Origin of the sequence: Actinomadura sp. GTD37, from assembly GCF_041951365.1 — a bacterium.
In the GTDB taxonomy this organism is placed as follows: domain Bacteria; phylum Actinomycetota; class Actinomycetes; order Streptosporangiales; family Streptosporangiaceae; genus Spirillospora.
Window position 1 is genome coordinate 2,282,188 of sequence record NZ_JBGNUS010000001.1, and the last position, 26,987, is coordinate 2,309,174.

General features: G+C 73.4%; 21 protein-coding genes. 11 read left to right on the forward strand and 10 right to left on the reverse strand.

What is annotated here, in order from left to right; genetic code table 11:
• Position 1 precedes the first annotated feature (1 nt).
• Complete coding sequence (locus ACA511_RS11005) at positions 2 to 3,133, reverse strand: tetratricopeptide repeat protein (protein WP_375024011.1); 3,132 nt, start codon at positions 3,131 to 3,133, stop codon at positions 2 to 4.
• A gap of 239 nt (positions 3,134 to 3,372) precedes the next feature.
• Here ACA511_RS11005 and ACA511_RS11010 point away from each other — a divergent pair, with 239 nt between their 5' ends.
• Genes ACA511_RS11010 through ACA511_RS11020 form a run of 3 tightly spaced genes read left to right on the forward strand, consistent with a single transcriptional unit; the run spans position 3,373 to position 6,232 of the window.
• Entirely contained in the window at positions 3,373 to 4,506 is a 1,134-nt protein-coding gene (locus ACA511_RS11010) for a hypothetical protein (protein WP_375024012.1), read from the forward strand.
• Complete coding sequence (locus tag ACA511_RS11015) at positions 4,503 to 5,738, forward strand: hypothetical protein (protein WP_375024013.1); 1,236 nt, start codon at positions 4,503 to 4,505, stop codon at positions 5,736 to 5,738. Before ACA511_RS11010 ends, ACA511_RS11015 begins: the two co-directional genes overlap by 4 nt.
• Positions 5,738 to 6,232: a hypothetical protein gene (locus ACA511_RS11020; protein ID WP_375024014.1), complete on the forward strand. Its 495-nt coding sequence runs from the start codon at positions 5,738 to 5,740 to the stop codon at positions 6,230 to 6,232. Before ACA511_RS11015 ends, ACA511_RS11020 begins: the two co-directional genes overlap by 1 nt.
• Here ACA511_RS11020 and ACA511_RS11025 read toward each other — a convergent pair.
• The 6 genes from ACA511_RS11025 to ACA511_RS11050 all read right to left on the reverse strand — a co-directional run bounded on the left by ACA511_RS11025 (position 6,177) and on the right by ACA511_RS11050 (position 16,646).
• Positions 6,177 to 8,297 carry a tetratricopeptide repeat protein gene (locus ACA511_RS11025; protein WP_375024015.1) on the reverse strand — a complete coding sequence of 707 codons (2,121 nt, stop codon included), beginning with the start codon at positions 8,295 to 8,297 and terminating at the stop codon, positions 6,177 to 6,179. The two genes, ACA511_RS11020 and ACA511_RS11025, sit on opposite strands and share 56 nt — an antisense overlap.
• A 318-nt stretch (positions 8,298 to 8,615) precedes the next feature.
• Positions 8,616 to 8,900, reverse strand: a complete 285-nt coding sequence (locus tag ACA511_RS11030; protein ID WP_375024016.1) for a hypothetical protein — start codon at positions 8,898 to 8,900, stop codon at positions 8,616 to 8,618.
• A 152-nt stretch (positions 8,901 to 9,052) separates the two neighbouring features.
• A complete protein-coding gene (locus tag ACA511_RS11035; protein ID WP_375024017.1) occupies positions 9,053 to 10,105 on the reverse strand; it encodes a glucose 1-dehydrogenase in 1,053 nt (350 codons plus the stop codon).
• Positions 10,106 to 10,154: 49 nt separating this feature from the next.
• Entirely contained in the window at positions 10,155 to 11,936 is a 1,782-nt protein-coding gene (locus tag ACA511_RS11040) for a glycoside hydrolase family 15 protein (protein ID WP_375024018.1), read from the reverse strand.
• 157 nt (positions 11,937 to 12,093) lie between these two features.
• The gene (locus tag ACA511_RS11045; protein ID WP_375024019.1) at positions 12,094 to 13,461 is read right to left on the reverse strand and encodes an endo-1,4-beta-xylanase; all 1,368 of its coding nucleotides are present in this window, start codon (positions 13,459 to 13,461) and stop codon (positions 12,094 to 12,096) included.
• Positions 13,458 to 16,646: a glycosyl hydrolase 115 family protein gene (locus ACA511_RS11050; RefSeq protein ID WP_375024020.1), complete on the reverse strand. Its 3,189-nt coding sequence runs from the start codon at positions 16,644 to 16,646 to the stop codon at positions 13,458 to 13,460. Before ACA511_RS11050 ends, ACA511_RS11045 begins: the two co-directional genes overlap by 4 nt.
• A gap of 369 nt (positions 16,647 to 17,015) precedes the next feature.
• Here ACA511_RS11050 and ACA511_RS11055 point away from each other — a divergent pair, with 369 nt between their 5' ends.
• The 4 genes from ACA511_RS11055 (at position 17,016) to ACA511_RS11070 (ending at position 20,084) form a co-directional block, all read left to right on the forward strand.
• Entirely contained in the window at positions 17,016 to 18,008 is a 993-nt protein-coding gene (locus ACA511_RS11055) for a patatin-like phospholipase family protein (protein ID WP_375024021.1), read from the forward strand.
• Positions 18,009 to 18,067: 59 nt separating this feature from the next.
• Complete coding sequence (locus ACA511_RS11060; RefSeq protein WP_375024022.1) at positions 18,068 to 18,571, forward strand: ArsR/SmtB family transcription factor; 504 nt, start codon at positions 18,068 to 18,070, stop codon at positions 18,569 to 18,571.
• Between the two features lie 19 nt (positions 18,572 to 18,590).
• Positions 18,591 to 19,439 carry a M23 family metallopeptidase gene (locus tag ACA511_RS11065; protein ID WP_375024023.1) on the forward strand — a complete coding sequence of 283 codons (849 nt, stop codon included), beginning with the start codon at positions 18,591 to 18,593 and terminating at the stop codon, positions 19,437 to 19,439.
• Between the two features lie 141 nt (positions 19,440 to 19,580).
• Positions 19,581 to 20,084, forward strand: coding sequence for a MarR family winged helix-turn-helix transcriptional regulator (locus ACA511_RS11070; protein ID WP_375024024.1), 504 nt, complete (start codon positions 19,581 to 19,583; stop codon positions 20,082 to 20,084).
• A 25-nt stretch (positions 20,085 to 20,109) separates the two neighbouring features.
• On the opposite strand, the gene ACA511_RS11075 is transcribed toward ACA511_RS11070, so the two are convergent.
• On the reverse strand, positions 20,110 to 20,373 hold the full coding sequence (locus ACA511_RS11075) for a DUF6059 family protein (protein ID WP_375024025.1): 264 nt from the start codon (positions 20,371 to 20,373) through the stop codon (positions 20,110 to 20,112).
• Positions 20,374 to 20,546: 173 nt separating this feature from the next.
• Between ACA511_RS11075 and ACA511_RS11080 the strand changes: the two genes are divergently transcribed.
• Genes ACA511_RS11080 through ACA511_RS11095 form a run of 4 tightly spaced genes read left to right on the forward strand, consistent with a single transcriptional unit; the run spans position 20,547 to position 25,760 of the window.
• Complete coding sequence (locus tag ACA511_RS11080) at positions 20,547 to 22,232, forward strand: acetyl-CoA carboxylase carboxyltransferase subunit alpha (protein ID WP_375024026.1); 1,686 nt, start codon at positions 20,547 to 20,549, stop codon at positions 22,230 to 22,232.
• Entirely contained in the window at positions 22,225 to 22,698 is a 474-nt protein-coding gene (gene accB / locus ACA511_RS11085) for an acetyl-CoA carboxylase biotin carboxyl carrier protein (protein ID WP_375024027.1), read from the forward strand. The genes ACA511_RS11080 and accB overlap by 8 nt, the downstream gene beginning before the upstream one ends.
• A gap of 60 nt (positions 22,699 to 22,758) precedes the next feature.
• Complete coding sequence (locus ACA511_RS11090; protein ID WP_375024028.1) at positions 22,759 to 24,117, forward strand: acetyl/propionyl/methylcrotonyl-CoA carboxylase subunit alpha; 1,359 nt, start codon at positions 22,759 to 22,761, stop codon at positions 24,115 to 24,117.
• Positions 24,114 to 25,760 carry an FAD-dependent monooxygenase gene (locus tag ACA511_RS11095; protein ID WP_375024029.1) on the forward strand — a complete coding sequence of 549 codons (1,647 nt, stop codon included), beginning with the start codon at positions 24,114 to 24,116 and terminating at the stop codon, positions 25,758 to 25,760. The genes ACA511_RS11090 and ACA511_RS11095 overlap by 4 nt, the downstream gene beginning before the upstream one ends.
• 40 nt (positions 25,761 to 25,800) lie before the next feature.
• Here the strand turns inward: ACA511_RS11095 and ACA511_RS11100 are convergent, their stop codons facing one another.
• Positions 25,801 to 26,166, reverse strand: a complete 366-nt coding sequence (locus tag ACA511_RS11100) for an antibiotic biosynthesis monooxygenase family protein (RefSeq protein ID WP_375024030.1) — start codon at positions 26,164 to 26,166, stop codon at positions 25,801 to 25,803.
• 99 nt (positions 26,167 to 26,265) lie between these two features.
• The gene (locus tag ACA511_RS11105) at positions 26,266 to 26,976 is read right to left on the reverse strand and encodes an N-acyl homoserine lactonase family protein (protein WP_375024031.1); all 711 of its coding nucleotides are present in this window, start codon (positions 26,974 to 26,976) and stop codon (positions 26,266 to 26,268) included.
• Positions 26,977 to 26,987 lie beyond the last annotated feature (11 nt).

The following is a 26,987-nucleotide window of genomic DNA, read 5'->3' on the forward strand; positions in this document are numbered from 1 at the left end:
GTCAGGTGCCGGTGACCTGGTCGAGTTCGTGGAGGCGGGTTCGAAGAGATTCGGCTTCAGTGAGGCCGAGGGTGTCGAAGAGGCGGATCGCCTGCTGCCAGCAAATGCGGGCTACCTCGTTTCCCTGGACATGGAGAAGCGCCGCTCCCAGGCATTCGAGAGATTTTGCCGACTCGTACGGTACGCCAATCTGGTCGGCTAAATCGCGGGCTTGGCGGAGGTGCTCGACGGCGGCCGGGTAACGGCCAGACGCGGCGAGGGCGTCCCCGAGATGGCGGAGGGCGAGTGTTTCTTCATAACGCTCGCTTATGGAGCGTGAAATAGCCAAGGCTCGTTCGTGGTGAATCAACGCCTCGCTGTAGCGTCCGGTGTTGTGAAAAGTGGCGCCGATGCCGATGAGGGTCTCCACCTGGTTTCGCCGATCACCCAACTCCATCGCTATGGCGAGCGCAGCGCGGTAATTGGCCAGCGCCTTTTCGTGGGCGCCGGTGCGGCGGTGGACGTTGGCCGTGTTGATGAGCGATATGGCCTCGTGCTGGCGGCTCATCCCGGATGTGGCGGCGGTCTGCTCGTAGTAGTCCGCCGCCCTCACGACGTCGCCGATGCGGATCATCAGGTCGCCCATGTTGTTCAGCGCCATCGTGCGGCCACGCGAATCGTCGATCTCCGTGAAGATCGCGAGGGCCTCCAGGCGGAGGCGTTCGGCCTCCCGGTAGCGGCCGGTGAACTCCAGGAAGATCGCGATGTGGTCCAGGCTGTCGGCCTCGCCGTGCCGGTCGCCCAGAGCGCGGTGGATCTCCAGTGCCTCCCGGCAACGGACCAGAGCCTCGGCGAAACGGGATTGGTGCCAGTGGACGAGGCTTATATGGCCGAGAATCTCGGCCTCTCCCCGGCGGTCGCCGGTGGAGCGGTGGATCGCAAGGGCCTTTTCCGCTTCTTCCATCGCGGCGTCGTATTCGCCGCGGCGGAAACGGATGTGGCTGAGGTCGGCCAGTGCCCAGGCGGTGCCCGGACGGTCGTCCAGGCTGCGCAGCGCCTCGACCGCGTCACCGTGCAGCCGTGCCGCCGCGTCCCAGTGACCGCGCGATTCGAGGTGCGCGGCGAGCAGGCGGGCGAAATGGGCGACACGGTCGGCGGAGCCGATCCGTGCGGCCTCGGCGGCGGAGTTCAGCAGGCATTCGTGCTCGGCGGCGAACCAATCGGCCGCCGCCGCCTCGTCCGAGATCGGCGGGAGCGGCGGCGGGCCGGGCGGGACGTCGTCCGCCGGACGGTGCGGGGCCAGCAGGCGCCCCGCGCGGGCGGCGGCCGCGAGGTGGTGGTCGAGGATCCGGAGGACGATCCGGTGCCGATGCTCGGCGGAGTCGGTCTCGCGGGACACGCGGCGGGCGTAGTCCTGGACGAGGTCGTGGAAACGGTAGCGGCCCCGGGCGGGCTCGGTGATCAGATGCCGGTCGAGCAGCTCCTCCAAGATCCGCTCGGCCTCCCGGACCGGGCAGGCCAGCGCCGCGGCGGCCGCGTCGGCCGTCAGGTCGGGGCCGGGGTGCAGGCCGAAGGCGCGGAACGCGTTCCGCAGCGGCGACGGGAGACCGCGGTAGGAGACCTCGAACACGGTGGTGATCTCGCGGTCCTCGTCGCGCAGCTCGTCCAGCCGGCGGTCGTCGGGGGTAAGCCGGGCCAGCAGATCGCGGGTGTCCCAGGCGCGGCGGTGGCGCAGCCGGCTCGCCGCCATGCCCACCGCGAGCGGCAGGCGCCCGCAGCGCTCCACCACCTCGGCGACGTCGGTCTCGGCGCGGCCGGGGCCCGCGATACCGGTGAACAGGACCATCGCGTCCCGGACGGGCAGGATCTCCAGTGACAGCGGCCACGCGTCGTGCAGCCCGGTCAGCCGGCGGCGGCTGGTCACGATCACCAGGCAGCCGGCGGACGCCGGGAGCAGCGGCCGGATCTGGTCGTGCCCGGCGGCGTCGTCCAGCACGATGATCGCGCGGCTGCCCGCCAGCTCGGACCGCCACAGCGCGGCGCGCTCGTCCAGCGCTCGCGGCACCCGCGCCACCGGGACGCCGATCATGCGGAGCAGCGTGTCGAGCGCGTCCGCCGGGTCGAGGGGCTTCTGCCGGGCGTCGTGCGCGTGCAGCTCCAGGTACATGGTCCCGTCGGGGTAGTGCTCCGCCAGCCGGTGCGCGAGGTGGACGGCGAGCGCCGACTTCCCGACGCCGGCCATGCCGTCGACGGCCACCACGGTCACCGCGGAACCGGCCGGCGGGCCCGCGATGCCCGGCACCGTGTCCATGAGCTGCCGCAGCTCGTCGTCGCGTCCGACGAACACCCGCGCCCCGTGCGGCAGGGTGTGCGGGCGCCGGTCCACGCTCAACTGGGTGCCGGGAACCCGCAGCAGATCCGGATCGCCTTGCAGGATCTGCTGCTGGAGCCGCCGCAGCCCCGGACCAGGGTCGGTTCCGGACTCCGCCACGAAGAGGCCGCGCGTGCGCCGGTAGACCTCCAGGGCCTCGGCCTGCCGCCCGCAGCGGTAGAGCGCCATCATGAGCCGCTCGACCGGACGCTCGTCCAGCGGATGACGTTCGGCGAGGTCCGACAACTCGCGGAGCAGGTCGGCGTGGTTGCCGTGCTTCAGCTCCAGGTCGATGCGCACGAACGCGGCGCTCAGCAGTTCCTGTTCCAGATTGTGCCGGGTGCGCTCCGCCCAGCCCCCGGACAGGTCGGCGAGCGGTTCGGCCCGCCATAACTCCGCCGCCCGGCGATGGTGGTCGAGGGCGTATTCGTCATCGCCGCTTTCGGAGATCGCGCGGGCCTGGTCGCGCAGCAGCCGGAACCGGTGCAGGTCGACCGACTCGTCGTCGACATCGACGAGATAGGACCCCCGCCGGGAGATCAGCGCGGCGCCCTGCACGTCCTCCAGCCTGCGGCGCAGCCGCGTCATGTAGACCTGGAGCCCTTGCCGGGCCTTGGCGGGCGGGGCGTCGTCCCACACCCGCCGGATCAGGGTCTCGGCGGGCACCGGCTGCCGCCGGCCGAGCAGCAGCACGGCGAGCACGCAGCGTTCCTTGGGCGTTCCCAGGTCGCGCCGCCGGCCGTTGACCCACAGCTCGACGGGGCCTATGACGCGGAACTCCACCGGTTCCCCTTTGTGGAAATCTCCTCCTGCGCCGATTTTGGCATCATGCGTACCGAATGGCCAGAGCCGAGCAGTGCTCGACGCGACTTCCCCCTGATCTCACTACTCACCAAGTCAGGACGATTGCAAGTTTTCGTCAAGCTCTCCGATCGACACTCGATTCCGGAGGCAGGTCTATTCGATCTGCGACGGAGGGACGGATGTTCGCATCCGAGGTCAAAGGGGGTTCGTTGACGGCAATGACCGGCTTCGAATGGCGTCGGGCCCTGAGCGGGTTCGACCCCGGCTGGTGGGGACGGCTGGGGGACCGGCGCACCGTGCTGGTTGTGGTGGGCTCGCCCGTACCCGGGCAGCCCGCACTGGACGTGGCGCGGCTCGCGGGGACCGACCCGCGGCTGCGCGTGCTCTTCTCGGCGGCCCCCGGGCCGTCCTCGGCCGCGGTGGAGGTGATGCTCAAGGACGCGGGCGCAGCCCCGCTGCGCTGGTCTGAACTCGCGGACGGTGACGTCGGCCTGGTCGTCACCGCGCACCGGGTTCCGGCGCGCCCGCCGGGCGCGCCGCTCATCGCACTGCCCGGAACGATCCCGGCGGAGGTCGCGCACCGGCCCGCGCCGGCCGTGTTCACCTACGCCCACCACCTGGACCGGCCTCCGGACGCCGGGGACGGCCGCGGGGTCGTCGTCGGCGACTCCGACCACGACCGGCTGGTGGCGAGCCTCCCGCTGCGCGACTTCTACCGGCGCGCGCTGGGCGTCGGCGGGCGGCGCGGGCTCGTCGTGGTGGCGCTGCCCTCGTCCGGCGGCGCGTGCGCGTGCCGCCGGTCACCGGACGTCGTGCGGCGCCTGCTCGCCGAACTGCCGTCCGACCGGTACCAGGTCCTCGGCGTCCCGGAGCCGGGCGGCGACCGCTGCCCGGACGGGCCGGGCCTCGCCGTCCACCTGCGGTCGGGGCTCGGCCTCATGCCGCCGGAGGCGGACTGGCGGGCCGCGCTCGTCGCCGCCGACTGGATCCTCGGGCCGCCGGGCCCCGTCACGCGGTACGGGACGATCATCGGGGTCCCGGTGATCGTCACCGGTCCGCCGCCGGGGGACGCACTGCGCCTCCTCGCCGTCCGGCTCGCGGCGCACCGGCCCGTCCGGCCGCAGCTGGCCGAGGCCGCGGCGCGGTGGCGGCCGGAGCGGGTCCGGCCCGTCCTCGGGCGGATCACGTCCGAGCCGGGACGGTTCGACCGCAACATGCGCAGCCTGATGTACGGGCTGCTGCGGCTGCCGCAGCCCGCCACGATCCCCGTGGCGGACCCGGTCTCGCCGCCGTTCCGCATCGAGAGCCGGGTGGAGTCTCCCGGCCACGCCTGCCAGGGAGGGCTGAGATGAACTTCTCGGCGGACGCGTGGGTGCCGGGCCCGTTCGGGCTGGACGCGCTCAGGGGCTCGACCGTTCCGGCGCGGCGGGCGGTGCTCGCGGTCGCGCACCATCTGACGGCGGCGACGCGGCTCGCCGACGTCATGCCGCTGCTGGAGAGCGACCAGCGGGTCGCGGTCGCGTACACGGCCTCGCCTGCATCGGCCTACACCGGTGGACTGGACGCGCATCTGCGTGACCTTGACGGCTTGGTGGTGCCCTGGCGGCAGGCCATGAGCACCAAGTGGGATCTCGTCGTGGCGGCCGGTCACGGAATGCTGGAGAAGCTGCACGGGCCGGTCATGACCCTGCTGCACGGGGCGGGTCCCGGCAAGCTGGTCGCCCGCGGCGCCGGCGCCGGGCCGGCCGCCGCGCGTCCGGTCAGCGGCCTGATCAGGGAGCGCCTCGTCATCGCCGGCCGGGTCGTGCCGTCCTCGATCGTCCTGGCGCACGACCGGCATCTGGAGATGCTGGAACGCGAGTGCCCGGAAGCGCGTCCAGTGGGGTTCACCGGTGGCGACCCCTGCCTGGATCGCCTGATGGCGAGCCTGCCCTACCGGAACGTGTACCGGCGGGCGCTCGGCGTGCGGCCGGGCCGGCGGCTCGTCTTCGTCAGTTCCACCTGGAGGGGGGACTCGCTGCTCGGCAGACATCCCGACCTGCTGCTGCGCGTCGCCGCCGGGCTGCCGCGCGACAGGTACCAGGTCGTCGCCGCGCTGCACCCGAATGTGTGGTCCTACCACGGTAGGCGCCAGGTGCTCGCCTGGCACGCGGACTGCCTGCGGCTCGGCGTCCGGCTGTTCCCGCCCGAGGAGGGCTGGCGCGCCGGCCTGGTCGCCGCCGACGTCCTCGTCGGCGATCACGGGTCGGTCACCTGCTATGGCGCCGCCATCGGCGTTCCGGTGCTGCTCGGCACCTTTCCGGAGGACCGCGTGGCGCCGGGAACGCATGTCGCCGGGCTCGGCGCGTTCGCGCCGCGCGTCGACTGGGACCGGCCGCTGGCCCCGCAACTGGAGGACGCGGCGCACGCCTTCACCGGACGGGTCCATGCCGCGATGCGGGGCGCCATCAGCTCCCGGCCGGGGGAGGCGGCCCGCCTCATCCGCGGCGAGATGTACCGGCTGCTGCGGCTGCCGGACCGGGACCGCCCGCCGGACGTCGAGCCGGTCCCGCTGCCGGTCTCCTGCGGGCTGAGGGCGGCGTGATGGCCGGGCTGGTACGGGTCTGGGACGACCTGGCGGGGCCGGAGCGCGTGCTCGCCGGCGGGCGGGCGCTGACGCTGCGGCGTCCGCCCGCGGACGGCCCGGAGCCGCCGCCCTGCGACGAGCATCTCGTCGCCGGGCCGGAGGAGACCTCGCCGGCCTGGCTGGCGTGCGCGGACGTGATCATCAGCCGGGCCGTGACCCCGGCCCGGCTCCTGGCGGCCCATCCGGGCTGCCTCGTCGCGGTGACCGTCACCGGGCTGGGCTGCCTGGTGACGGCCGGCGGCGTGGAGGCGCGGCTCGACCCGGTCCTCGGCGGGCCGTGCACGCCGGGCGACGCGGCCCGGTACGCGTCCGCCCTGCACGCCTGGCTTGTGGCGGGCGGGCCGCCCGGCGTGCTCACCCGGCTCACGCTCGTCCGCGACAACACGGTCACGGTGGTCAGGATGCGGGATCTCCGGGCGGTGCGACCGGCAGATCGGCGAGCCGCGCGCTGACCTCCGCGGCCTGCGGCGAGCTCAGCGCGGTGTAGATGCCGAGCGCCTGTTCCAGCAGCAGGCGTTCGGCCGCCGGGTCGTCCAGGCCCTCCGCAATCCGGGCCAGCTCGCGCAGCGCCCCGGCCTCCACATGCGGGGCGTCCATCTCCCGCGCGACCTCGCGCGCCTCGTGGAGGACGGCGGCGGCCTCGTCCGGGCGTCCGGCCCGTAGCCGCGCCTGGCCGAGGCAGGTGAGCGTCCGCGCATGGTGGTACGGCTCGTCGTGCCGGGAGAACTTCTCCAGGACGCCGGTCAGCGTCGCGTCCGCCTCGGCGTGCCGGCCCGCCACGCTGAGCGCCTCGCCGATGTGCCGGTCCATCAGCGCGATCCCGCGCGGACGCCCCTGATCGATGTGCACGTCCCGCGCCAGGGCGAACAGCTCGATCGCGCGGGACGGGGCACCGGTGGCGAGCGCCACGGCGCCGAGTCCTTCGAGCGCCGACGCCTCGCCGAGCCGGTGACCGGACCGCCGCTCCAGAGCGAGGGCGGTCTCGAAATGACCGGCCGCCTTCCCGTGGTCCTGGAGGTTGTTGTAGACGATCCCCAGGCACTCCAGCATCCGCGCCTGCGCCTTGATGTCGCCGCAGGACTCGGCGGCGGTGTGCCCCAGCTCGTACATCCGGATCCAGGCCGAGTAGTGCTTGCGCTGCAGGAACAGCGGCCACATCGCCTCGGCGAGCTGCCAGGTGACGGCGTGCAGCCCGGTGTCGTGCGCCTCCTGCGCGACCGCCGCGAGGTTCAGGCGCTCCTGTTCGAGCCACCCCAGCGCCTCCGCGCGGGACGCGAAGCGGTCGTCCGGCGGCGTCGCGTACTGCTCGCCGAGGTGCCACCGGCCCGGCATCAGGGTGCGGTCGGCGGCGACGGCGGTCGTCAGGTACCAGCCGGCGAGCCGGGCGAACGCGGTCCCGCGGTCCCGCGCCGCCGCGCGGCCCGCGTCCCGCGCGTGCAGGCGGACCAGGTCGTGGAAGCCGTACCGGTCGCCGGGGCCTTCGAGCAGCAGGCTGGCGTCCACCAGGTCGTCCAGGAGTCTCGCGGCGTGCTCCTCGTCCGTCCCGATGAGGGCCGCCGCGGCGGCGGCGCCGAGATCGGGCCCCGGATGGACGCCGAGCAGCCGGTAGGCCGCCGCCTGCTCCTCGTCGAGCGCCTGGTAGGAGGTGTTGAAGACGGCGCTCACCGAGATGTCGCCCTCGCCGGTGCGCAGCGCGGACAGCCGCCTCGCCTCGTCGCCGAGTTCGGCCACCGCGCGGGCGATCGGCCAGCGGCGCCGCGCCGCGAGCCGGGCGCCGGACGCGCAGACCGCCAGCGGCAGGGTGCCGCAGAGCGCGACCAGCGACCGGGCATGGTCGCGTTCCGCGCCGAGCCGGTCCGCGCCGATCAGGCGCTCCAGCAGTTCCAGCGCACCCGGCTCGCCGAGCGGGTCGACGTCCGCGAACCGCGCGCCGTCCACCACCAGCCCGGTCAGGCGGTGGCGGGAGGTGACCACGACCAGCGACGCCCCCGCGCCGGGCAGCAGCGGGCGGACCTGCGCCGCCGACACGGCGTTGTCGAGCATGACGACCAGGCGGCGCCCGGTGGTCATCGACCGGAACAGCGCGGACTGCTCGTCGGCGGCGGCCGGGATGTGCTCCGGGGCCGCGCCGAGGGCCCGCAGGAAGCGCTCCAGCGGCTCGTCGGGCGGCAGCGGCTCGGCGCCGGAGAAGCCGCGCAGGTCGATGAAGAGCTGGCCCTCGTACCCGTCCTTGATCTCGTGCAGCCAGCGCAGCGCGAGCGTGGTCTTGCCGACGCCGCCGGGGCCGGTGAGGACCACGAGCCCCGAGTCGTCCGCGAGCGCCGCGAGCCGCCGCAGCTCGCTGCGCCGGTCGGCGAACAGTCCGGGCGGCGGCAGTTGCGCGGGGGCGGGAAGGGGCCTCGGGCCGGGCGCGTTGATGTGCACCCCGCCGGCGATGGACCCGGCCTGGACGCTGGAACCCTCGATCCTCCCCGTCAGTTCGTTGGTCCACCGGCCCCGTTCGTCGGGAGACTGCACGTTCCATCCATCCCATTGGTTCGGTGGCGTGTCGATCGCCCCGTTTTATGGCTAATCTACCCGGACGCCCGGTTTGTTCGATAACAGGCGCCGTTGATGTCCAATTTTGGTCATGCGACTTCTCGGAAACGGGTCAGAATGGCGCTGACCAGTCGGGTCAGAATCAGGCCGCGAAAGCCGCCCCCGGCACGCCGGGACGGGCCGCCATTCCGGCGTCGTCCCAGCTGGGGGGAGAGGTGCGGTGACGGCGCACGGCACTTCTGGAACCGGGCGCGGGCCGATGGCGCCGCCGCGATCGGACGGCGAGGGCGCACATCCTCAATGGCCGCGCCGGGAAGGTGATTCGGCTCCGGGACGTCCCGGACGGCCGGAGCCGCCGAAGTGGACGAACCTCTCGACCCGGACGATCCGGTACCGGCGGTCGCCGATCTCCCCTTCGTCTCCGCATTGCACCGCATGACCGAAATCGGGGGAGCCGGCGGGGGAGATCTTCGGATGGCGCGAGATCCGCCCGCCGGGTTCCCGGCCGCGCACCGCCGCGACCGGATCGAGGCGGGCGACCACGCTGATGTGGTCGTACCCGCGCAGCAACGCGAAGGTCATGCCCCGAATCCTGGCCGGGCGGCCGGTTCCCGCGCACGGTTTTCGCCGCATTCCCGTGCCGGGCCGTGCGGCTTGACCGCAATTTCGGCCCTTTTCGTCCCCTTTTTCGGACACACCACGGCGACCGGGCGCCGCCCCGCCCCGCCGAACGGTCAGTCGTCCAGGGTGATGACGACCTTCACGTCGTCGGGGTGGGGCGTGAAGGCGTCCGCGTAGTCTTCGAGCGGGACGCGGCGCGAGATGAGGCGGTTCAGCCAGTCCAGATCGGCCTCCGCCAGAGACCGCGCGGCGGCCGCGTAGTGGCCGATGTTCGCGTTGACCGAGCCGATGATCGCGTCGTTCTCCAGGACGATGTCGCGGTTGAGCCCCCCGACGTCCACCTGGAGCGGGCGGCCCGCCGACGACACCCCGGTCAGGCACACGATCCCGTACGGGGCGTTGTTCGCCATCGCGCCGAACACCAGCTGGGACGCCCCGGTCGCCTCGATCACCACGTCCGGCTCGCCGCCCTCGACGGCCTTCTCCAGGCCCTCGTGGTGGTAGGTCGCGCCGAGGTCGGCGACCAGCCGCGGCTTCGGCCCGTCCGCGACCCGGTCGAGGACGTGCACGTCCAGCCCGCGCTGCACGCCCAGCAGCGCGGCGAGCAGCCCGATCGGGCCCGCGCCCGTCACGAGGACCCGGTGCGGCTCGAACCACGCCCGCGCGCCGACCTTCTCGATCTGCTCCCACGCCTTCGCGACGACGGTCGTCGGCTCCATGAGCACGCCGACCTCGGCGAGGCGCGGGTCCAGCGTGACGGCGTAGTCGGCCTCGACCCGCCACGCCCGGCTCGCGTACCCGTCGAGCTCCTTGATGCCGCGCTCGGTGTACCGGCCGTTGCGGCACATGTCGAACTCGCCGTGCGCGCAGGCCCCGCACGGCTCCGGGTCCGGGCGCCGGACGACGCCCACCACCAGGTCGCCGGGGGAGAAGCCGCTGCCGGGCGGCGCCTCCCGCACCCGGCCGAGCGACTCGTGCCCGATGACCAGCCGCTCGTGGCCGGGCGGCGCCCAGCCGTAGTCGCCGGCGGCGATCTCCCGGTCCGTGCCGCACACCCCGACGGCGATGCCGTCGACGAGCAGGTCGTTCGCCCCGGGTTCGGGGTCGGGCACGTCGACGACGGCCAGTGAGCCGCGCTTCTCCGGCAGGACGGTCAAGGCGCGCATGGCGCTTCTCCTTCCACGACTTCCAGCGTTCGTTGCGGGCCGCGGGCGGTCAGGACCGGCGCGCGGCGGGACGCGTCCCGCTCAGGTGCCGCGCGGTGTTGACGAGCCCGACGTGCGAGTACGCCTGCGGGGTGTTCCCGATCTGCCGCCCGGTAGTCGTGTCGTACTCCTCGCTGAGCAGGCCCAGGTCGCTGCGCAGCCCCAGCAGCCGCTCGAACAGCTCGGTCGCCTCCCCGGTGCGGCCGATGCCGTGCAGCGCGTCCGCGAGCCAGAACGTGCAGGCGAGGAACGAGCCCTCGGCGCCGGGCAGCCCGTCCACGCCGCCGTCCGCGTCCGTGTCGTAGCGGAGCATGAACCCGTCCCGGTACAGCTCGCGCCGCACCTCGTCGACCGTGCCGACGACCCGCGGGTCGTGCCACGGCAGGAACCCGGTCTGCGGGATGAGCAGCAGCGCCGCGTCCAGCCCCTGCGAGCCGTAGAACTGGGTGAACGTGCCGCGGCCCGCGTCGAAGCCCTTGCCGCACACGTCGTCGTGGATCCGCTGCCGCAGCGCCTTCCACACGTCGGCGGGCCCCTCCAGGCCGTACCGCTCGACGCCCTGCACCATCCGGTCGACGCCCGCCCACGCGAGCACCTTGGAGTGGACGAAGTGGCGCCGCTCCCCGCGCACCTCCCACAGGCTGTTGTCGGGGTCGTTCCAGTGCCCTTCGAGGAAGTCCATCAGCGCGAGCTGGAGGTCCCAGGCGCTCTCGTCCGCCCCGATGCGGGCGGTCCGCGCGAGGTGCAGGCCGTCCAGGACCTCGCCCCACGTGTCGAGCTGGAACTGGTCGGACGCCGCGTTGCCGACCCGGACGGGCGAGGACCCCTCGTACCCGGGCAGCCAGTCGAGGGTGAACTCGGGGAGCCGCCGGGTGCCGTCGATGCCGTACATGATCTGCAGGTCGGCGGGGTCGCCGGCGACCGCGCGCAGCAGCCACTCGCGCCACGCCGCGGCCTCCGCGGCGAACCCGGTGCCGAGCAGCGCCTGGAGCGTGAACGTCGCGTCCCGCAGCCAGCAGTACCGGTAGTCCCAGTTGCGCGGCCCGCCGAGCTGCTCCGGCAGGGACGTGGTCGCGGCGGCGACGATGCCGCCGGTCGGGGCGTAGGTGAGGGCCTTCAGCGTGATCAGCGACCGGCGGACGGCCTCGTCCCAGCGCCCCGTGTAGTCGTAGCTCCGCATCCAGTCCGACCAGAACCGCTCGGTGTCGCGGAGCGCCTGCTCGGGCTCCACGGCGTGGGGCCGCGGCAGGTGGGACCGGCTGTAGGTCAGCACGAACGGCACCCGGTCGCCCGCCGACACGGCGAAGTCGGCGAACGTGCCGAGGTCGTGCCCCTCCATCTCGACGGGGGTCTTCAGCCAGACCGCGTCCGGGCCCGCGATCGCGTTGCGCTCGCCCTCGCGGTGCCGCACCCACGGCACGATCCGGCCGTAGTCGAAGCGCAGCCGCAGCGCCATGCGCATCGGGACGCGCCCGCTGACGCCCTCCACGATCCGGACGACGTCGGCGGCCTCGCCGCGCGGCGGCATGAAGTCGATGAGCCGGACGGTGCCGTCCGGGGTGTCCCACTCGCTCTCCAGGACCAGCGTGTCGCCGCGGTACCGGCGCCGCGTGCACAGGCCGCCGGACGCGGGGGCGAGCCGCCAGGCCCCGGCGCTCTCGTCGCCGAGCAGGGCGGCGAAGCAGGCGGGGGAGTCGAACCGGGGCAGGCACAGCCAGTCGACCGATCCGTCCCGGCCGACCAGCGCCGCCGTCTGCGTGTCCCCGAGAAGCCCGTAATCCTCGATCTTCAACGCCAAAACGGCGCACCCCCCGCATTCGGTCGTCCGGCCTACTCCGACTACCCCGTGATAGTGGATGCGTGTCGTTCCCGCCGGGGAATCCGGAAATGCGCCGGCACGGCGACCTGGGAGCTGCCGCCGTGCCGGAGACCGGAATTGCCGCGGGATATCAGGGGGTGCCGCAGGTGACGGACGGGTCGGAGACGTTCCCGCCCGGCGCGCTCGCCGTGAAGCCGAACGAGGCCGACGTGCCCGCCGCCAGGGTGGAGTTCCAGCCCACCGGTTTCACCGTGACGACGTTGCCGCTCGTGCCGGCACTGCCGTTCCAGAGAGCGGAGATCGTCTGGCCGGAGTTCAGGGTCATGACGACCGTCCACGAGCTGATCGCACTGCTCCCGGCGGTGATGGTGACCTGGCCGTTGAAGCCGTTGTTCCACTGCGAGGTGCGGGTGTAGGCGCAGGAGACGGACCCGGGGTCGCCCGGGTCGCCGGGATCGCCGGGTTCGCCGCCGAGTGCTTCGAGGGCCGCGTCGTACGCCGGCTTCTTGTTGTAGTTGTCGTCGAAGAGCAGCGCGGCGCCCTCACCGGGGAACGTGTCGGGAACCCACGAGTACTTGTCGGTGATGCCCCACACGGTGATGACGGTGCAGCGCGGCACGGCGAGGCACGCCTGGACGACCTTCTTGTAGTCGTTCGCCTGCGTGGCGAGCTTCGAACTGTCCGCCGGAGTGTTCATGCGGATGTCGAGTTCGGTGATGTGGACGTCCACGCCCAAGGCCGCGAACCGCTGCATGTTGGCCTGCATATCGGACGGGACGTTCCCCAGGGTCAGGTGCGCCTGGAGGCCGACGCAGTCGATCGGGACGCCGCGCGCCTTGAAGTCCTGGACCATGGTGTAGACGGCATTGCTCTTCGCGTTCTGGCCGTCGATGTTGTAGTCGTTGTAGCAGAGCTTGGCGTTCGGATCGGCCTGGCGGGCCGCCCGGAACGCCTCCTCGATGTAGCCGTCGCCGATGACGCGCTGGAACACCGAGTCGCGCCGCGCGCCGGAACCGTCCTGGAACGCCTCGTTGACGACGTCCCAGTAGTCGACCTTCCCGGCGAAGTGCCCGGCCTCCTTCGCGATGTGGTTGCGCATGACGCCGAGCAGGTCGTCGCGGGACGAGATGCCGCTGACCCAGCCCGGCAGCTGGCTGTGCCATACGAGCGTGTGCCCGCGGACCGCCATGCTTCGCGCCTGGGCGTGGCTGACGAGTTGGTCCGCCGCGCTGAAGTTGAACGAGTCGCGGGACGGCTCGGTCGTCTCCCACTTCATCTCGTTCTCCGGCGTGAGCTGGTTGAACTCACGGTCGAGCGTGGTGGCGTACGCCGATTCGCCCATGTGGCCCTGGGCGGCGGCGGTACCGAAGACGCGGCCCTTGGCGGCGGCCGCCTCCCCGAGCGTGCCGGGGGCCGCCGACGCGGGGAGCGCGACGGCCACCAGCATCGCGAGGAGCAGTGACGCTGCTCCCAGCACCGCGGTGAATGCTCTTCTCATGGTTTCGTTCCTCCTTGAAGGACGGGGGTGGGGCGAAACCCGGCCCGCCGGCTTTCCGGGGGCCCGAGATAAGAGGTCCTGAGTCCGCCGGTGTCGACCACGATCTTCTGCAGGACGACGGCCGGGTCGACCATCCAGAACTTCAGGGTGTGCGTCCCCGGTCCGGCGACGGCGTGGGTCGTGACGGTGCGGTTCACGTTGTCGGACGTGTTGCGCTCCCACTGCTTGTTCATGGTGGTGTCGTTCGCGCCGGTCGCCGCCGTGGCGTTCACGACCCGCGGCCGCTCGTCGTCGATCGAGACGGCGTATTCCAGCCCTTCGGCCGAAAGGACGCTGTTCCTCGGCGACAGGTAGGCCCAGATCTTCACCGGCCCGGTGGTCGTCAGGGTCATGTCGTATTCCAGGCGCGGCCCCTTTCCGGGCTCCTGGGCGGGCGCGGTGACGGGGAAGGGCTCCATTCCGGCGTCCGTCCGGCCGATTCCGGGGACGCGCGTCCACCGCGCCGCCGCCGTGTCGGTCGCGCGGCTGTAATGGTCGGCGTTCATCGAGACGTAGCCGCCCGCCTCGACGAATCCGTGCGCCTTGTACGACGCCGGCTTGTCCACCACGGCGTGGACGGTCACGGTTCGGCCGCCCGGCCCGGAGATCTCGATGGGCACCCGGCTGGTGCCCTTGGGCGCACGCGACCAGTCGACCTGCACCGCGGCCCGGATCTGCTTGTCGACCCGTCCCTCGCCATGGGTGACCCGCACCCAGGGCTCGGCGGGGGAGATCCGGTACTGGAACGGCTCGGAGCCGCGGTTGAACACCTCGATGTACTGCGCGGGCCCGCTCTGGTAGGGGCTGAATTCCGGCAGGACGGCCGCGGACCCGGAATGGGGCCACCATTCGTCGGAGCCGTCGACCGCCACGCCCATGTCGGCGCCGTCCGGGACCTCGATCCGCTGGAGCTTCGGGAAGATCTCGTCCGGAAGTGCCACGTTGTCGCGCTCAGGCTGCTGCCAGGGCGCGTTGGGGCCGTACCTTTCGACGTCGCCGTAGCCGATGTGCGGCTGGCTCTGGAATCCATTCCATTTCCCGCCCGCGAGCACGGTGTCGTAGTGCTTCGACATCGCCTGGTCGTCGGCGAAACGGGCCTCGGCGAGGTCGGCGTAGTCGTTGGCGGACGCCCGCCCCTGCTTCGCGTACAGGATGTTGGTGAACTCGGCTTCCCGCAGTTCGTACAGGTTCGCGGTCGCCTTCACCTGGTAGTGGACGAGCTGGTAGTAGGCGTCCTGGTATTCCTTCGGCAGCCGCCCGCGTATCCGTTCCGCCTGGGCCGCCAGCCGCTTCCACCGCGCGGTCACGGTCGCCATCTCCCGGTACTGGTTCAGGTGGAACGGCGTCTGCTCGTCGTCGTAGACGACCGCGCCGGAATCGGAGGGCAGGTCCTTGTCCGGGTCGACGGTGATGCGGCGGTTGAGCAGTTCCGGCTTGCGCAGCGCCTGAAGGTTCCCGTACGCGTCGAGGACACCGGCGATCTCGTCCGCGTCATCGGGGCCGAAGTTCTGCGCCGCGTACTGCCGCTCCCACTCCTTGAGGCTCGCCAGCGGCCACTTGCCGGGATTCCACGCGTAGTCGAGGAAGAACTGGACCGGCAGTTCGTTGCCCTTCATGTCCCCGGCGTTCGCCACCCAGAGATTCCGGATGCCGTACTGGTACGACTGGTGCAGCTGCTCCCACGTGTTGCCGAGCTGCGCGGTGTCGACCCATTTGTAGTTGCGGCCGCCGCCCACGTAGTCGAAGTGGTAGTAGAGGCCGTATCCGCCCGCGCGCTCGGGAAGACCGCGCTCGGGCATCTTGCGCATGTTGCCCCAGTTGTCGTCGGTGAAGACGACCGTCACGTCGTCCGGCGCGCGCAGCCCCCGGTCCCAGTACCGCTGCACCTCTTTGTAGAGCGTCCATACCTGCGGGATCTCGGACGGGTCCTTGCCGGTGACGTCGCCCAGAATTCCGCGCTCACTGGCGATGATGTCCCGCATCAGTTCGATGCCGTCGCCGTCCGGCAGGCCGACGTCGCCGTTCCCGCGCATCCCGAGCGTGACGACGCCCTCGAAGTCCTCGTCGGCCATGCGCTGGACGCCGTCCCTCCAGTACTTCTCGATGGCGTCCGCGTTCCGCCGGAAACTCCATTCGCCGGTGCCGCCGTACGGGTCGCGGCCCGGCTCGACGATGTTCCCGTCCGCGTCCCGCCGCGCCGGGACGGCGTGCCGGTTCCATTCCTCGATGCCGCGCATCATCGGCGCCTCATGGGAGGTCCCCATGACCACGCCGTACTTCTTCGCGGTCGCGTGGTTCAGCGGGTCGTCCTCGGCGAAGGCCCGCCCCCACACGGCCGGCCACAGGTAATTGGCCTTCAGCCGCAGCATCGTCTCGAAGACCTTGGCGTAGAACTCGTGGTTGAAGCCGTTCGGGAATCCGGGCGCCTTCCCGTTCCCGAAGAACTTCGGCGCCCACCGGTTCAGCGCGGGGTTCTCGTCGTTGATGAAGAAGCCCCGGTATTTCACGGCGGGCGTGCCCTGGGTGTGCCGGCCCGGCTTCACGTAGAGCGCGCGGCGGCGCTCGGACGGGACGTCGTCCCAGAAGTACCAGGGGGAGACGCCGATGCTCTTCGAGACGTCGTACGCGCCGTAGATCGTCCCGCGCTGGTCGCTGCCCGCGATCACGAACGCGCGGCGGACGCCCGGCATCGGGTGCTCCACCACCTGTTCGAGGGTCGTCTCCCATTTGCCCGCGACGCCCCGCACGTCGAGCTTCCCGGCCGCGACGAGGCCGTCGATGAGCGGGCTCATGCCGATCGTGCCGACGATGACGACGTCCCGGCCGGGCGGCGGCGCGTCCCGGGCGACCGCCGGGCGCACGCCGGTCACCCGCTCGATGTCGGACTGGATGTCGCCGACGACCCGCACGACGCCGGGGAGGTCGGCGCCGCTGACGACGAGCGGCGCGGCCTCGCCGTCCGCGACGAGGGGGAAGTGCCCGCGCCCGTCATGGAACGAGATGTAGGACGCGGGGTCGGCGGGGCGGGGGCCGCCGCGCCCCGCAGGCGGGGCGGACGGCATCGCGGCGGCGGGCACGGCGGTGAAGGCGACGACGGTAGGGACCAGGGTCAGGAGGACTTTCCACGTCCGCGGGGATCTGCCCATCGGCGGTCTCCTCAAGGGGGAGCGGCCTCGAAACATTTCGCCAGCTTTTCGAGAGTAGACAGGAAAGTAACCCCAAGCGTCCCTAGCGTCAACCACTTGCACGAGCTTTCAGAGGTCAGCTCCCGCGCGAGACGCGCCTCGGCCGAGATCGTCTCTTCGAAACCTTTCGGACCCGCCGTCCTGGCGACCCGGCCCGCCCGCCGCCCACGGCGCGGACCCGGTTCGGGCGCCCATGTTCGGCCCGCCGGAGCGCAATGAACGAATGCCGGAGCGGGCATCCCATAAGAAAGGCGAGCGGAACAGAATCCGGGGGTCTTCGTTCCTCTGCCGGCAATCGCCGCGCCATCGGCGGGCGGAGGGAGAAGGACCATGAACGGCTGCGCGGACCTCGTTCTGGAAGGCGGCGGAGTGAAGGGCATCGCGCTGGTCGGCGCGATCGCGGAAATGGAGGCGCGCGGATACCGTTTCGGCGCGCCCGCGCGCGTCGCCGGCACGTCCGCCGGCGCGATCGTCGGGTCGCTGCTGGCGGCGGGGATGCCCGTCCCGGACATGGTGCGGGTCATGCGCGAGGTGGACTACCGGTCCTTCCAGGACGGGTCGCGGTTCGCCGTCGTCCGCGGCGTATCCCTGCTCACGACCCTCGGCCTGCACCGGGGCGACGCCCTGCACCGCTGGATCTCCGCGCGGCTGCGGGACTGCGGCGTCGAGACGTTCGGGCAGCTCAGGCTGCGCGACCCCGACTCCGCGCTGCCGCCCGAGCACGCCTACAAGCTCGTCGTCGTGGTCTCGGACGTCAGCAGCGGCCGCATGGTGCGGCTGCCCTGGGAGTACGACCGCTACGGCCTCGACCCCGACGACCAGCCGGTGGCCGACGCCGTGCGCGCCTCGGCGTCCATCCCGGTCTTCTTCCGGCCGTGCCGCGTCTGCCGCACGGACGGCCGCAAGTGCGTGCAAGTGGACGGCGGCATGCTGTCCAACTACCCGATCACCATCTTCGACCGGGAGGACCGCGAGCCCCGCTGGCCGACGTTCGGCGTGAAGCTGTCCGGGCGCCCGCCGTCCGGGGACGGGGTGTTCCGGCAGTGGCGCGGCATCCGCGGGCCGATCGGCTACGGGCGCGCGCTGGTCTCCACGATGGCGGAGGCGCACGACCGGGTGCAGATGGACGAGCCGTCGATCGTGGCCCGCACGATGTTCGCCGGGACCGGCGGCGTCCTGGCGACCGATTTCGGGCTGGACGCCCGGACCCGCGACCGCCTCTACGACGCCGGACGGGAGGCCGCCGCCGCCTTCCTCGACCACTGGGACTACGCCGACTACCTGGCGAGATACCGCCACCTGCCGATGAGCCGCGGGCACTGACCGCGGCACCGCCCGTCCCGCGAGTTGGAAGAACTACGTAATTACGTAGTATTGGAGTCGTGGCTGACGAGACCCTGGCGGACCGTGTCGCGCGCTTGGAGGAGCGGGTGGCCCACCTGGAAGGCCCGCGTCCGGTACCCGCCGACCGCCCGGACGCGGACGAGACCTTCTGGGCGCTGCACGGCCTGAAGGACCGCGTCGCCGAACCCGGCGCCGTCCTGTTCACCGGTTCGGTGACGCTGCCGTCCGGTGAGCACTACGAGTGGCAGCAGGGCAGCCTCGCGGACGACCTGCTCGAAGACGACTGGTCGCAGGCCGCCGAGGCGCTGGGCGCGCTGGCGCACCCGGTGCGGCTGCTGCTGCTCCGCGAGATCCTCCAGGGCGCCCGCACCACCGCCGAGCTGGCCGCGCACGAGGGCCTCGGCACGACCGGCCAGCTCTACCACCACCTGCACCGGCTGGTCGCGGCCGGCTGGCTGCGCAGCACCGCGCGCGGGCGGTTCAGCGTCCCCGGCGATCGGGTGGTGCCGGTACTCACCGTGCTCGCGGCGTCCCGCCGCTGACCGGACGACAGGAGGAGAGATGCACCGGAGGATCGCACGCTTCAGGACGCTGTTCATCCTGCTCGGCCTGCTGCTCGCCCTGACCGAGCCGCTGCACGGCGCCGGCGCGCTCTTCATCGCCGGGGTGGTCCTGATCGTCTGCGGTCTCGCGCTGTTCTTCGTGCCCAGCGGCGGCGCGGACCGCGAACCGGTCGTCGTGCGCGGCCCGGTGCGGGGCCGCTGGGTGCCGGTCAACAGCCCCGCCGACAAGGTTCCGAGCCACGGGACGCACGAACTGGGCCAGACGTACGCGATCGACCTCGTGCACGTCCCCGATCCGTCCCGGACCTGGGAGCCGCTGCGCCGGTGGCCGCTCGCCGCCCGTCCGGAGACGTTCCCGGCGTTCGGGCAGGACGTCCTGGCGCCCGCGGACGGCGTCGTGGTCCACGCCGAGGGATGGCAGCGCGACCACTGGAGCCGCAACTCCTGGCCCGGCGTCCTCTACCTGCTGGTCGAGGGCATGGTCTTCCGGCAGTTGCTCTCCCTGCTGACCCTGTCGGCGGGCCGGTTCGTCGTCGGCAACTCCGTCACCCTCGACCTGGGCGACGGGGTGTACGCGGTCTTCGCGCACCTGCGGCGCGGCTCCGTCCGTGTCGCCAAGGGCGACCGCGTGCGGGCCGGCGACGTCCTCGGCGAGGTCGGCAACTCGGGCAACACCTCCGAGCCGCACCTGCACTTCCACCTCATGGACCGCCCCCGCCCCATGACCGCCGCAGGTCTCCCGTTCGCCTTCCCCTACGAGGCAGGCGGCCGCACCGAGACCGGCGTCCCCGGCGCCCGCACCCCCTTCACCCCGGCGGCCCCCGACACGCCGCCGCCCGGCCACTGACCCGTCGGGTGCGGACGGGGGCGGTCCCATCGGCGTCCGCCGCCTGAGACGCGTCTTGTCCCTGGTGGCCGGGTGAATTCTCCGAGCCCGCACTCCGGGCCTGGTCAGGGGCCCGGGTTAATAAACATGTAGACTGTGTGCATGGCGAACCGAGCCGATGCCCCGCCGCCGCCCACGGGCTACCTGCTCTGGCACGTGTCCCTGCGCTGGCGCGTCGCCATGGACCGCACCCTGGCGCCGCTCGGGCTCACGCACGCCCAGTACGCCGTCGTGGCCTCCCTGCACGGCATGCTCATGGGCGGCGTCCGGCCCAGCCAGCGGCAGCTGGCCGACTACAGCGGCCTGGAGCCCATGTACATCTCCCGGCTGGTCCGCACGCTGGAACGCGCCGGGCTGGTGGAGCGCAAGGACAACCCGGACGATCCCCGGGCCGTGCAGCTCTCGCTCACCGCGCGCGGCTCCGAGGTCGTGGCGAAGGCCGTCCCCGAGGTGCGGGAGCTGGAAGAGCGCTACCTGGCGCCGCTGGGCGGCCGCGACTCCGGGCGGAACGTCGAGCTCAGGCGCGCCCTCCAGACGCTGCTCGCGCACGCCGACGCGCTCGGCGGGACGCCCGCGCCGGAGGCGTTCGGCCAGGCCGCCGGCTGACACCGGTTCCCCGGCCGCGCCCCGTTCACCGGCCCAGGTCGCCGAGCTGTGCCCACAGCCGCGACGCCTCCTCGCTGAGCGGCTCGCCGGGCACCAGGCGCTCGGGGTGGGCCGGCGGCGGGGGCGTCAGGTGGGACGCGCACTCCTCGGCCTCCGCCTCGGACCCGGCCTCCCGGTTCGCGGCGTACCTCATGTACTGGCTCGGAGTCATCCCGATCACGCCGAAACCGACGTAACCCAGCCCGGCGCTGAGATAGCGCAGCGCCCGGCGGAGCAGGCCCGGTCCCATCGCGTCCTCCCGTCCTGGGCGCCCGCGAGCGCGGGGGCACGGACGGAGTGTGCGGAGCGCCGCTCAAGGGGCGGTGGAAGATCGGTGGGCGGGAACGCGCCCGCCGGCAGCGCGGCGGGGCACGTCCAGCCGTCTTCCAGTGGCCGTTGAGCCCGCCGGGCGACTCTGCCCAGGTGAGTACGCAGACGATGCCGACAGACGCGGTGCGGTGGTACGGCTGCCCCGCGTGCCGCGAGCTGACGTACGGCAAGCGCTTCGACCGTTCCCTCCGCGTCTGCCCGGGCTGCGGGGCGCACACCCGCCTCACCGCGCGCCGGCGCATCGCGCAGCTCCTCGACGAAGGGTCGGTGACCGCCCTCGACGACGTCGCGGCGGCCGAGGACCCGCTCGGCTTCGCCGACTCGCGGCCCTATCCGGAGCGGATGGCGCAGGCGCGGGCGGAGACGGGGGAGCGGGAGGCCGTCACCTGCGTGACCGGGACGCTGGAGGGGCACCCGGTGGTGGCCGCCGTCATGGACTTCCGGTTCATGGGCGGCAGCCTGGGCGTGGGCGTCGGCGAGCGCCTGGCGCGGGCCGCGCGGGTCTCCCTCCGGACCCGTGCGCCGTTCCTGCTGGTGACCGCCTCCGGCGGGGCCCGGATGCAGGAGGGCGCCTACTCCCTGATGCAGATGGTCAAGACCAGCCAGGCGCTCGCCGAGCTGGACGAGGCGGGCGTGCTGACCGTCTCGGTCATCACCGACCCGACCTACGGCGGGGTGGCCGCGTCCTACGCCACGCTGCCGGACGTGATCTTCGCCGAGCCGGGCGCCCGGATCGGGTTCGCCGGGCCGCGGGTGATCCAGCAGACCATCCAGCAGGAGCTCCCGGACGGCTTCCAGACCGCGGAGTTCATGCTGGAGCGGGGCTTCGTGGACGCCGTCGTCCCGCGCGCGGCGCTGCGTCCCGCGCTGGGCTGCGTGCTCGCCGCCGCGCGCGGCGCGGAGACCCCCCCGCCGGGCCCGGCGGCGGGGGAGGGCGTCCGGCTGGTCCGCGACCCGGCGGAACTGCCCGCGCGGGACGCGTGGGAGGTCGTCGGGCTGGCACGGCACCAGGGGCGTCCGACGACCGTCGACTACATCGGCCAGCTGCTGGAGGACTTCCAGGAGCTGCGCGGCGACCGCGTGTCGGGCGACTGCCCCGCGATCGTGGGCGGGACCGGGCGGCTGGACGGCCGTCCCGTCATGGTCATCGGCCACCAGAAGGGCCGCGACACCGCCGACCGCATCGCGCACAACTTCGGCATGGGCTCGCCCGCCGGGTACCGCAAGGCGGGACGGCTGATGCGGCTGGCCGCCAAGCTCGGGCTGCCGATCGTCACGCTGGTGGACACGCCGGGCGCGCACCCGGGCGTCGAGGCCGAGGAGCGCGGGCAGGCATGGGCCATCGCCGAGAACATCCGGCTGATGAGCGGGCTGCCGGTGCCGATCGTCTCGGTGGTCGTCGGCGAGGGCGGCAGCGGCGGCGCGCTGGCGCTGGCCGTGGCCGACCGGGTGCTGGCGCTCGCCGGCGCCGTCTACTCGGTGATCAGCCCCGAGGGATGCGCCGCCATCCTGTGGAAGGACCGGGAGCTGGCGCCGCTCGCCGCGGCGGCGCTGCGGCCGGACGCCCGCGACCTGCTGCGGCAGGGGATCGTGGACGCGGTCGTGCCCGAACCGGACGGCGGGGCGCACGAGGACCCGGTGACCGCCGGCGAGCTGCTGCGCGGCGCGCTCACCGCGACGTTGGACGAACTGGCCGACATCGCCCCGGCCGACCTGGTGCGGCGGCGCCGCGCCCGGTTCGGCGCGTTCGGGGCCGAAGAGCGAGGTGCACATGACTGAGGACCCGACCGGCGGTGCCGCGAGCACCCTCGATGACCTGTGCCGGCGGGCCGCCGAGCTGATCGGCGCCACCGCCGGGCCGCTGAAGAGCGTGCGGGTCCGCGCGGGCGAGCTGAGCGTCGAGGTGGAATGGCCGGACCAGGCCGCCGCGGGCGCCGCTCCCCCCGTGCCCGCCGCGGTGGCGGCCGCCGTCCCCGCCGCGGAGCCCGTCGCGGAGGACGACGGCTCCTTCCACGTCGAGGCGCCGCTCGTCGGCACCTTCTACCGCTCGTCCGCCCCCGGGGCGCGGCCCTTCGTGGAGGTCGGCGACGAGGTGGAGGAGGGCCGGCAGGTCGCCATCGTCGAGGCGATGAAGCTGATGAACGCCGTCACGGCCGAGCGCGCGGGCCGTGTCGTCGAGGTGCTGGTGCCCGACGGCAAGCCCGTCGAGTACGGCCAGCCGCTGTTCGTGCTCGCCCCGGTCTGAGCCGGCCGCGCGCGGCACGCCGAGCCCGTCCCGGGCAACTCCCGCCACTGAGGAGCCTTCATGTTCTCGACCGTCCTGATCGCCAACCGTGGGGAGATCGCGCTTCGTGTGGCGCGCACCTGCCGGGAGCTGGGCATCCGCACCGTCGCGGTGTACTCCGACGCCGACCGCGACTCCGCGGTGACGCGGCTCGCCGACGAGTGCGTCCGCATCGGCCCGGCCGCCCCCCGCCGCAGCTACCTCAACCCCGCCGCCATCGTCACCGCCGCCTTGCAGGTGGGCGCCGACGCGGTGCACCCCGGCTACGGCTTCCTGTCCGAGGACCCCGACTTCGCCGAGATCTGCGCGGCCGAGGGGCTGACGTTCGTCGGCCCGTCCGCGCCGGTGCTGAGCCGGCTGGGCGACAAGGCCCAGGCCCGGGAGATCGCCCGGCAGGCCGGGCTGCCCGTGCTGCCGGGCAGCCCCGAGCCGCTGGAGACCGTGGAGCAGGCGAAGGCCGTCGCGGCGTCCATCGGCTACCCGGTCATCATCAAGGCGGTCGCGGGGGGCGGCGGCCGCGGCATGACGGTGGTGCGCGACCCCCGCGAGCTGCCGCGCGCCTACGTCGAGGCCCGCGCCGGCGCGCAGGTGGCCTTCGGGGACGGGCGGCTGTACGCCGAGCGGTACCTCGACCAGGCCCGGCACATCGAGGTGCAGATCCTCGGCGACGGCGAGGGCGGCGTCGTCCACCTCGGGGAGCGGGACTGCTCGGTGCAGCGGCGGCGGCAGAAGCTGGTCGAGGAGACGCCCGCGCCGGGCCTGCCCCGCGAGCTGGCCGACCGGATCTGCGCGGCCGCCGTGCACTCCGCGAGCGAGCTGCGCTACCCGGGAGCCGGCACCTACGAGTTCCTCGTCGACCGGGACGGCGACTTCTACCTGATGGAGGTCAACTGCCGGATCCAGGTCGAGCACCCGGTGACCGAGCTGGTCACCGGCGTCGACCTGGTCCGCGAGCAGCTCCGGGTCGCGGCGGGCGACGGCCTGTCGGTCCGGCAGAGCGACATCGCCCCCCGCGGCGTCGCCATCGAGACGCGGGTCAACGCCGAGGACCCGGAGCGCGGGTTCCTGCCCACGCCCGGCGTCCTGGACGAGTTCGCGCCCCCCGGCGGCCCGTTCGTCCGGGTGGACACCCACGCGCGCCCCGGCATGCGGGTCACCGCCGACTACGACCCGCTGCTCGCCAAGGTGGCGGTGTGGGCGCCCGACCGCCGGCAGGCGATCGAGCGGGCCGGGCGGGCGCTCGGCGAGTTCCACGTGACCGGCAAGGGCATGCGGACGACGCGCGACTTCCTGCGCGGCGTCCTGGAGAACCCCACATTCCGCGCGGGCAAGCACACCACCGCGCTGGTCGACGAGATGAACTTCGGAGGTGACCGATGAACGCCGCAGCGGACACGCCGGTCGTCATCGCGGGCGGGAGCCTGGTCGGGCTCGCCACCGCGCTGTTCCTGGGCAAGCACGGCGTCCCGTCCATGGTCGTCGAGCGCAACGAGGGCCTGTCGCCCCATCCCCGCGCGCGGGGGGTCAACGCCCGCGCCATGGAGCTGTTCCGGTGGGCGGGCATCGAGGACGAGCTGCGCTCCATGCCGTCCGCGAAGGCGCTCGCGGGCAACAGCGGCATCATCGCGGCCGAGAGCCTGGCCGGGAAGGAGATGGGCGCGCTCAAGGAGGGCTACCACCGCGACACCGGCGCCGCCGACGACGAGGCGGGCTGGCCGGGCGCGACCGGCTGGTGCCTGTGCCACCAGCACGAGGTCGAGCCGCTGCTGCGCGAGCACGCCGCCCGGCACGGGGCCGACCTGCGGTTCGGCACCGAGCTGACGGGCTTCGACCAGGACGCGGACGGCGTGACCGTCCGGCTGCGGGACGCAGCCGGCGCGGAGACGTCCGTCCGCGCCGGCTACCTGGTCGGCGCGGACGGGGCGGGCAGCCTGGTGCGCCGCCTGCTGGACATCGGGACGGACGGCCCCGGCACGCTGGCCCATTTCCTCAACGTCCAGTTCCGGGCCGACCTGACCGGGCCGCTGCGCGGCCGCCGCTTCGTCATGTGCTACACGATCAGCGGGTCGTCGCGCAGCGGGCTGCTGCCCGTCAACAACGCCGACGAGTGGCTGCTGCACGTGCCGTACGACCCGGACCGCGCCGCCGACTTCACCCCCGAGCACTGCGCCGACCTGGTGCGGACCGCCGCCGGGGTCGCCGACCTGGACGTGACGGTCGAGGGCGTGGCGTCCTGGGAGTCGGCCGGCCGGGTCGCCCGCTCCTTCGCCGCCGGGCGGGCCCTCCTCGTCGGCGACGCGGCGCACGTGATGCCGCCGACCGGCGCGTACGGGTCCAACACCGGCATCCAGGAGGCGCACAACCTGGCGTGGAAGCTCGCGGCCGTGCTGCGCGGGCAGGCCGGCCCCGCGCTGCTGGACACCTACGAGCAGGAGCGCCGCCCGGTCGCCGAGGCCACCGTGGAGCAGGCCGTCCTGCGGTCCAAGGACCGCCCGCGGCTGGCCGGCGGCCCCAGCCCGGCCCCGGACCCGCGGATCCAGCCCGACCCCGTCGTCACGTTCGGGCAGGTCTACCGGTCGGCCGCGGTGGAGCCGGACGGCGCCGGCGGCGACCCGCTCTGGGAGCCCGAGCCCAGCGGACGGCCCGGCACGCGCGCCCCGCACGTCATCGTCAAGCGGGACGGGCGGCTCGCCTCCACGCTCGACCTCTACGGCGACGCGTTCGTGCTGCTCGCCGGACCGGAGGGCGCGGCCTGCGCGGACGCCGTGGCGCGGGCGGCGGAGAAGGCCGGGATCGCCGTGCGGACCGCCGTCATCGGCCGGGACGTCGAGGGCGTCGCCGTCGACCTCTGCGGCGCGCACGGCCTGACGCCCGCGGGCGCCGTGCTCGTGCGCCCGGACGGGTTCGTCGCGTGGCGGAGCGCGGGCCCCCCGGCGGCGGGCGACGACGTCGACGGGCTGTTCGACCGGCTGCTTTGCCGGTCCGCGGGCGCGCCCGCCGGCGCCGACCGCGTCGCCGGCTGACAGGGGCGGGCGGCCGTTCGGCGGTCAGGCGGTCAGGCGGTCAGGCCGGCGGATCCGGGACGGCCGCCGGGCCCGTGCGGCCCGCAGCCTCGTACCAGGCGTCGTGGACCTCGTAGACCTCGTAGTGGCCGGCCGGGCGCGTCCGGTCCTGGTAGGCCCGCAGCGGCGACGGGTGCCCGGCGGCGCGCAGCGACCGCTCCCAGTCGCGGTAGGAGGCCAGGTCTCGCCACGCCATCATCAGCGCGTACCGGCCGTCCCCCTCCTGGACCGCCAGCAGCTCGTGGCCGATCAGCCCCGGCGTGCCCCGCAGCGTGCGGCCCGCCTGCTCGTAGGCGGCCGTGACCGCGCCGGTGGGACCGCGGGGATCGCGGTAGTGGACGACGACGCGGACGGGACTCTTGGACACGGGCTACTCCTCGCTGCGTGATTCGGTCACGGACGGCGGGCCGCCGGCGGAGCGGGGTGCGGGGCGGTGCGGGGCGGTGGGGGCGGGGCGGGCGGCCGGTCAGTCGTAGTAGGCGGGCGCGGCCCGCAGCTCGGTGAGGTTGGACGGCTCGTGGCCGCAGATGATGAGCGCGTTCTCGGCGGCGGCCAGGTCGACGAGCTTCCTGGTGGACGCGCGGACGTCCGCCTCGTCCATGTCGAAGGGGAAGACGGGCCGCTTCTCCGGGTCGAGCGCGGCGGTCATGGGGATCGCGTCGGCGGCGAGCAGCACGGGCCCGGTGCGGGGCAGCCGGACCAGCACCGACTGGTGTCCGGGCACGTGCCCGCCGGACTCGATCAGCTCGATGCCGGGGAGCAGCTCGGTGTCGCCGTCGACGAGGCGGAGCTTGGCGTCCGGCCGGTCCCAGCGGCCCCGGGTGGCCGCGCACCGCGCCCCGGCGTCCGACGTCGCCCACGCGTGGTGGCTCCGCTGGACGACGAACTCGGCCGCGCCGAACACGTCGTGGTTGCCGGCGTGGTCGGGGTCCAGGTGGGTGCAGACCACCAGGTCGACGTCGCCGGGGGCGACGCCGAGGCGGCCGAGGAGGCTCGGCACGTCCTCGCCCGGTTCCAGCTCCACGCGCTCGTCCGGATCGGTGCGGTGCGCGCCCGCGCGGTCGCGCGGCGGGCCGGTGTCGATGAGCACCGTGGCGTCCCCGGTCGTGACGAGGTACGCCGGCACCGGGGCGCCGATAGGCCGGATCCGGCCGCTGAAGAGCAGTTGAAGTTTCATTCTTCACTCCG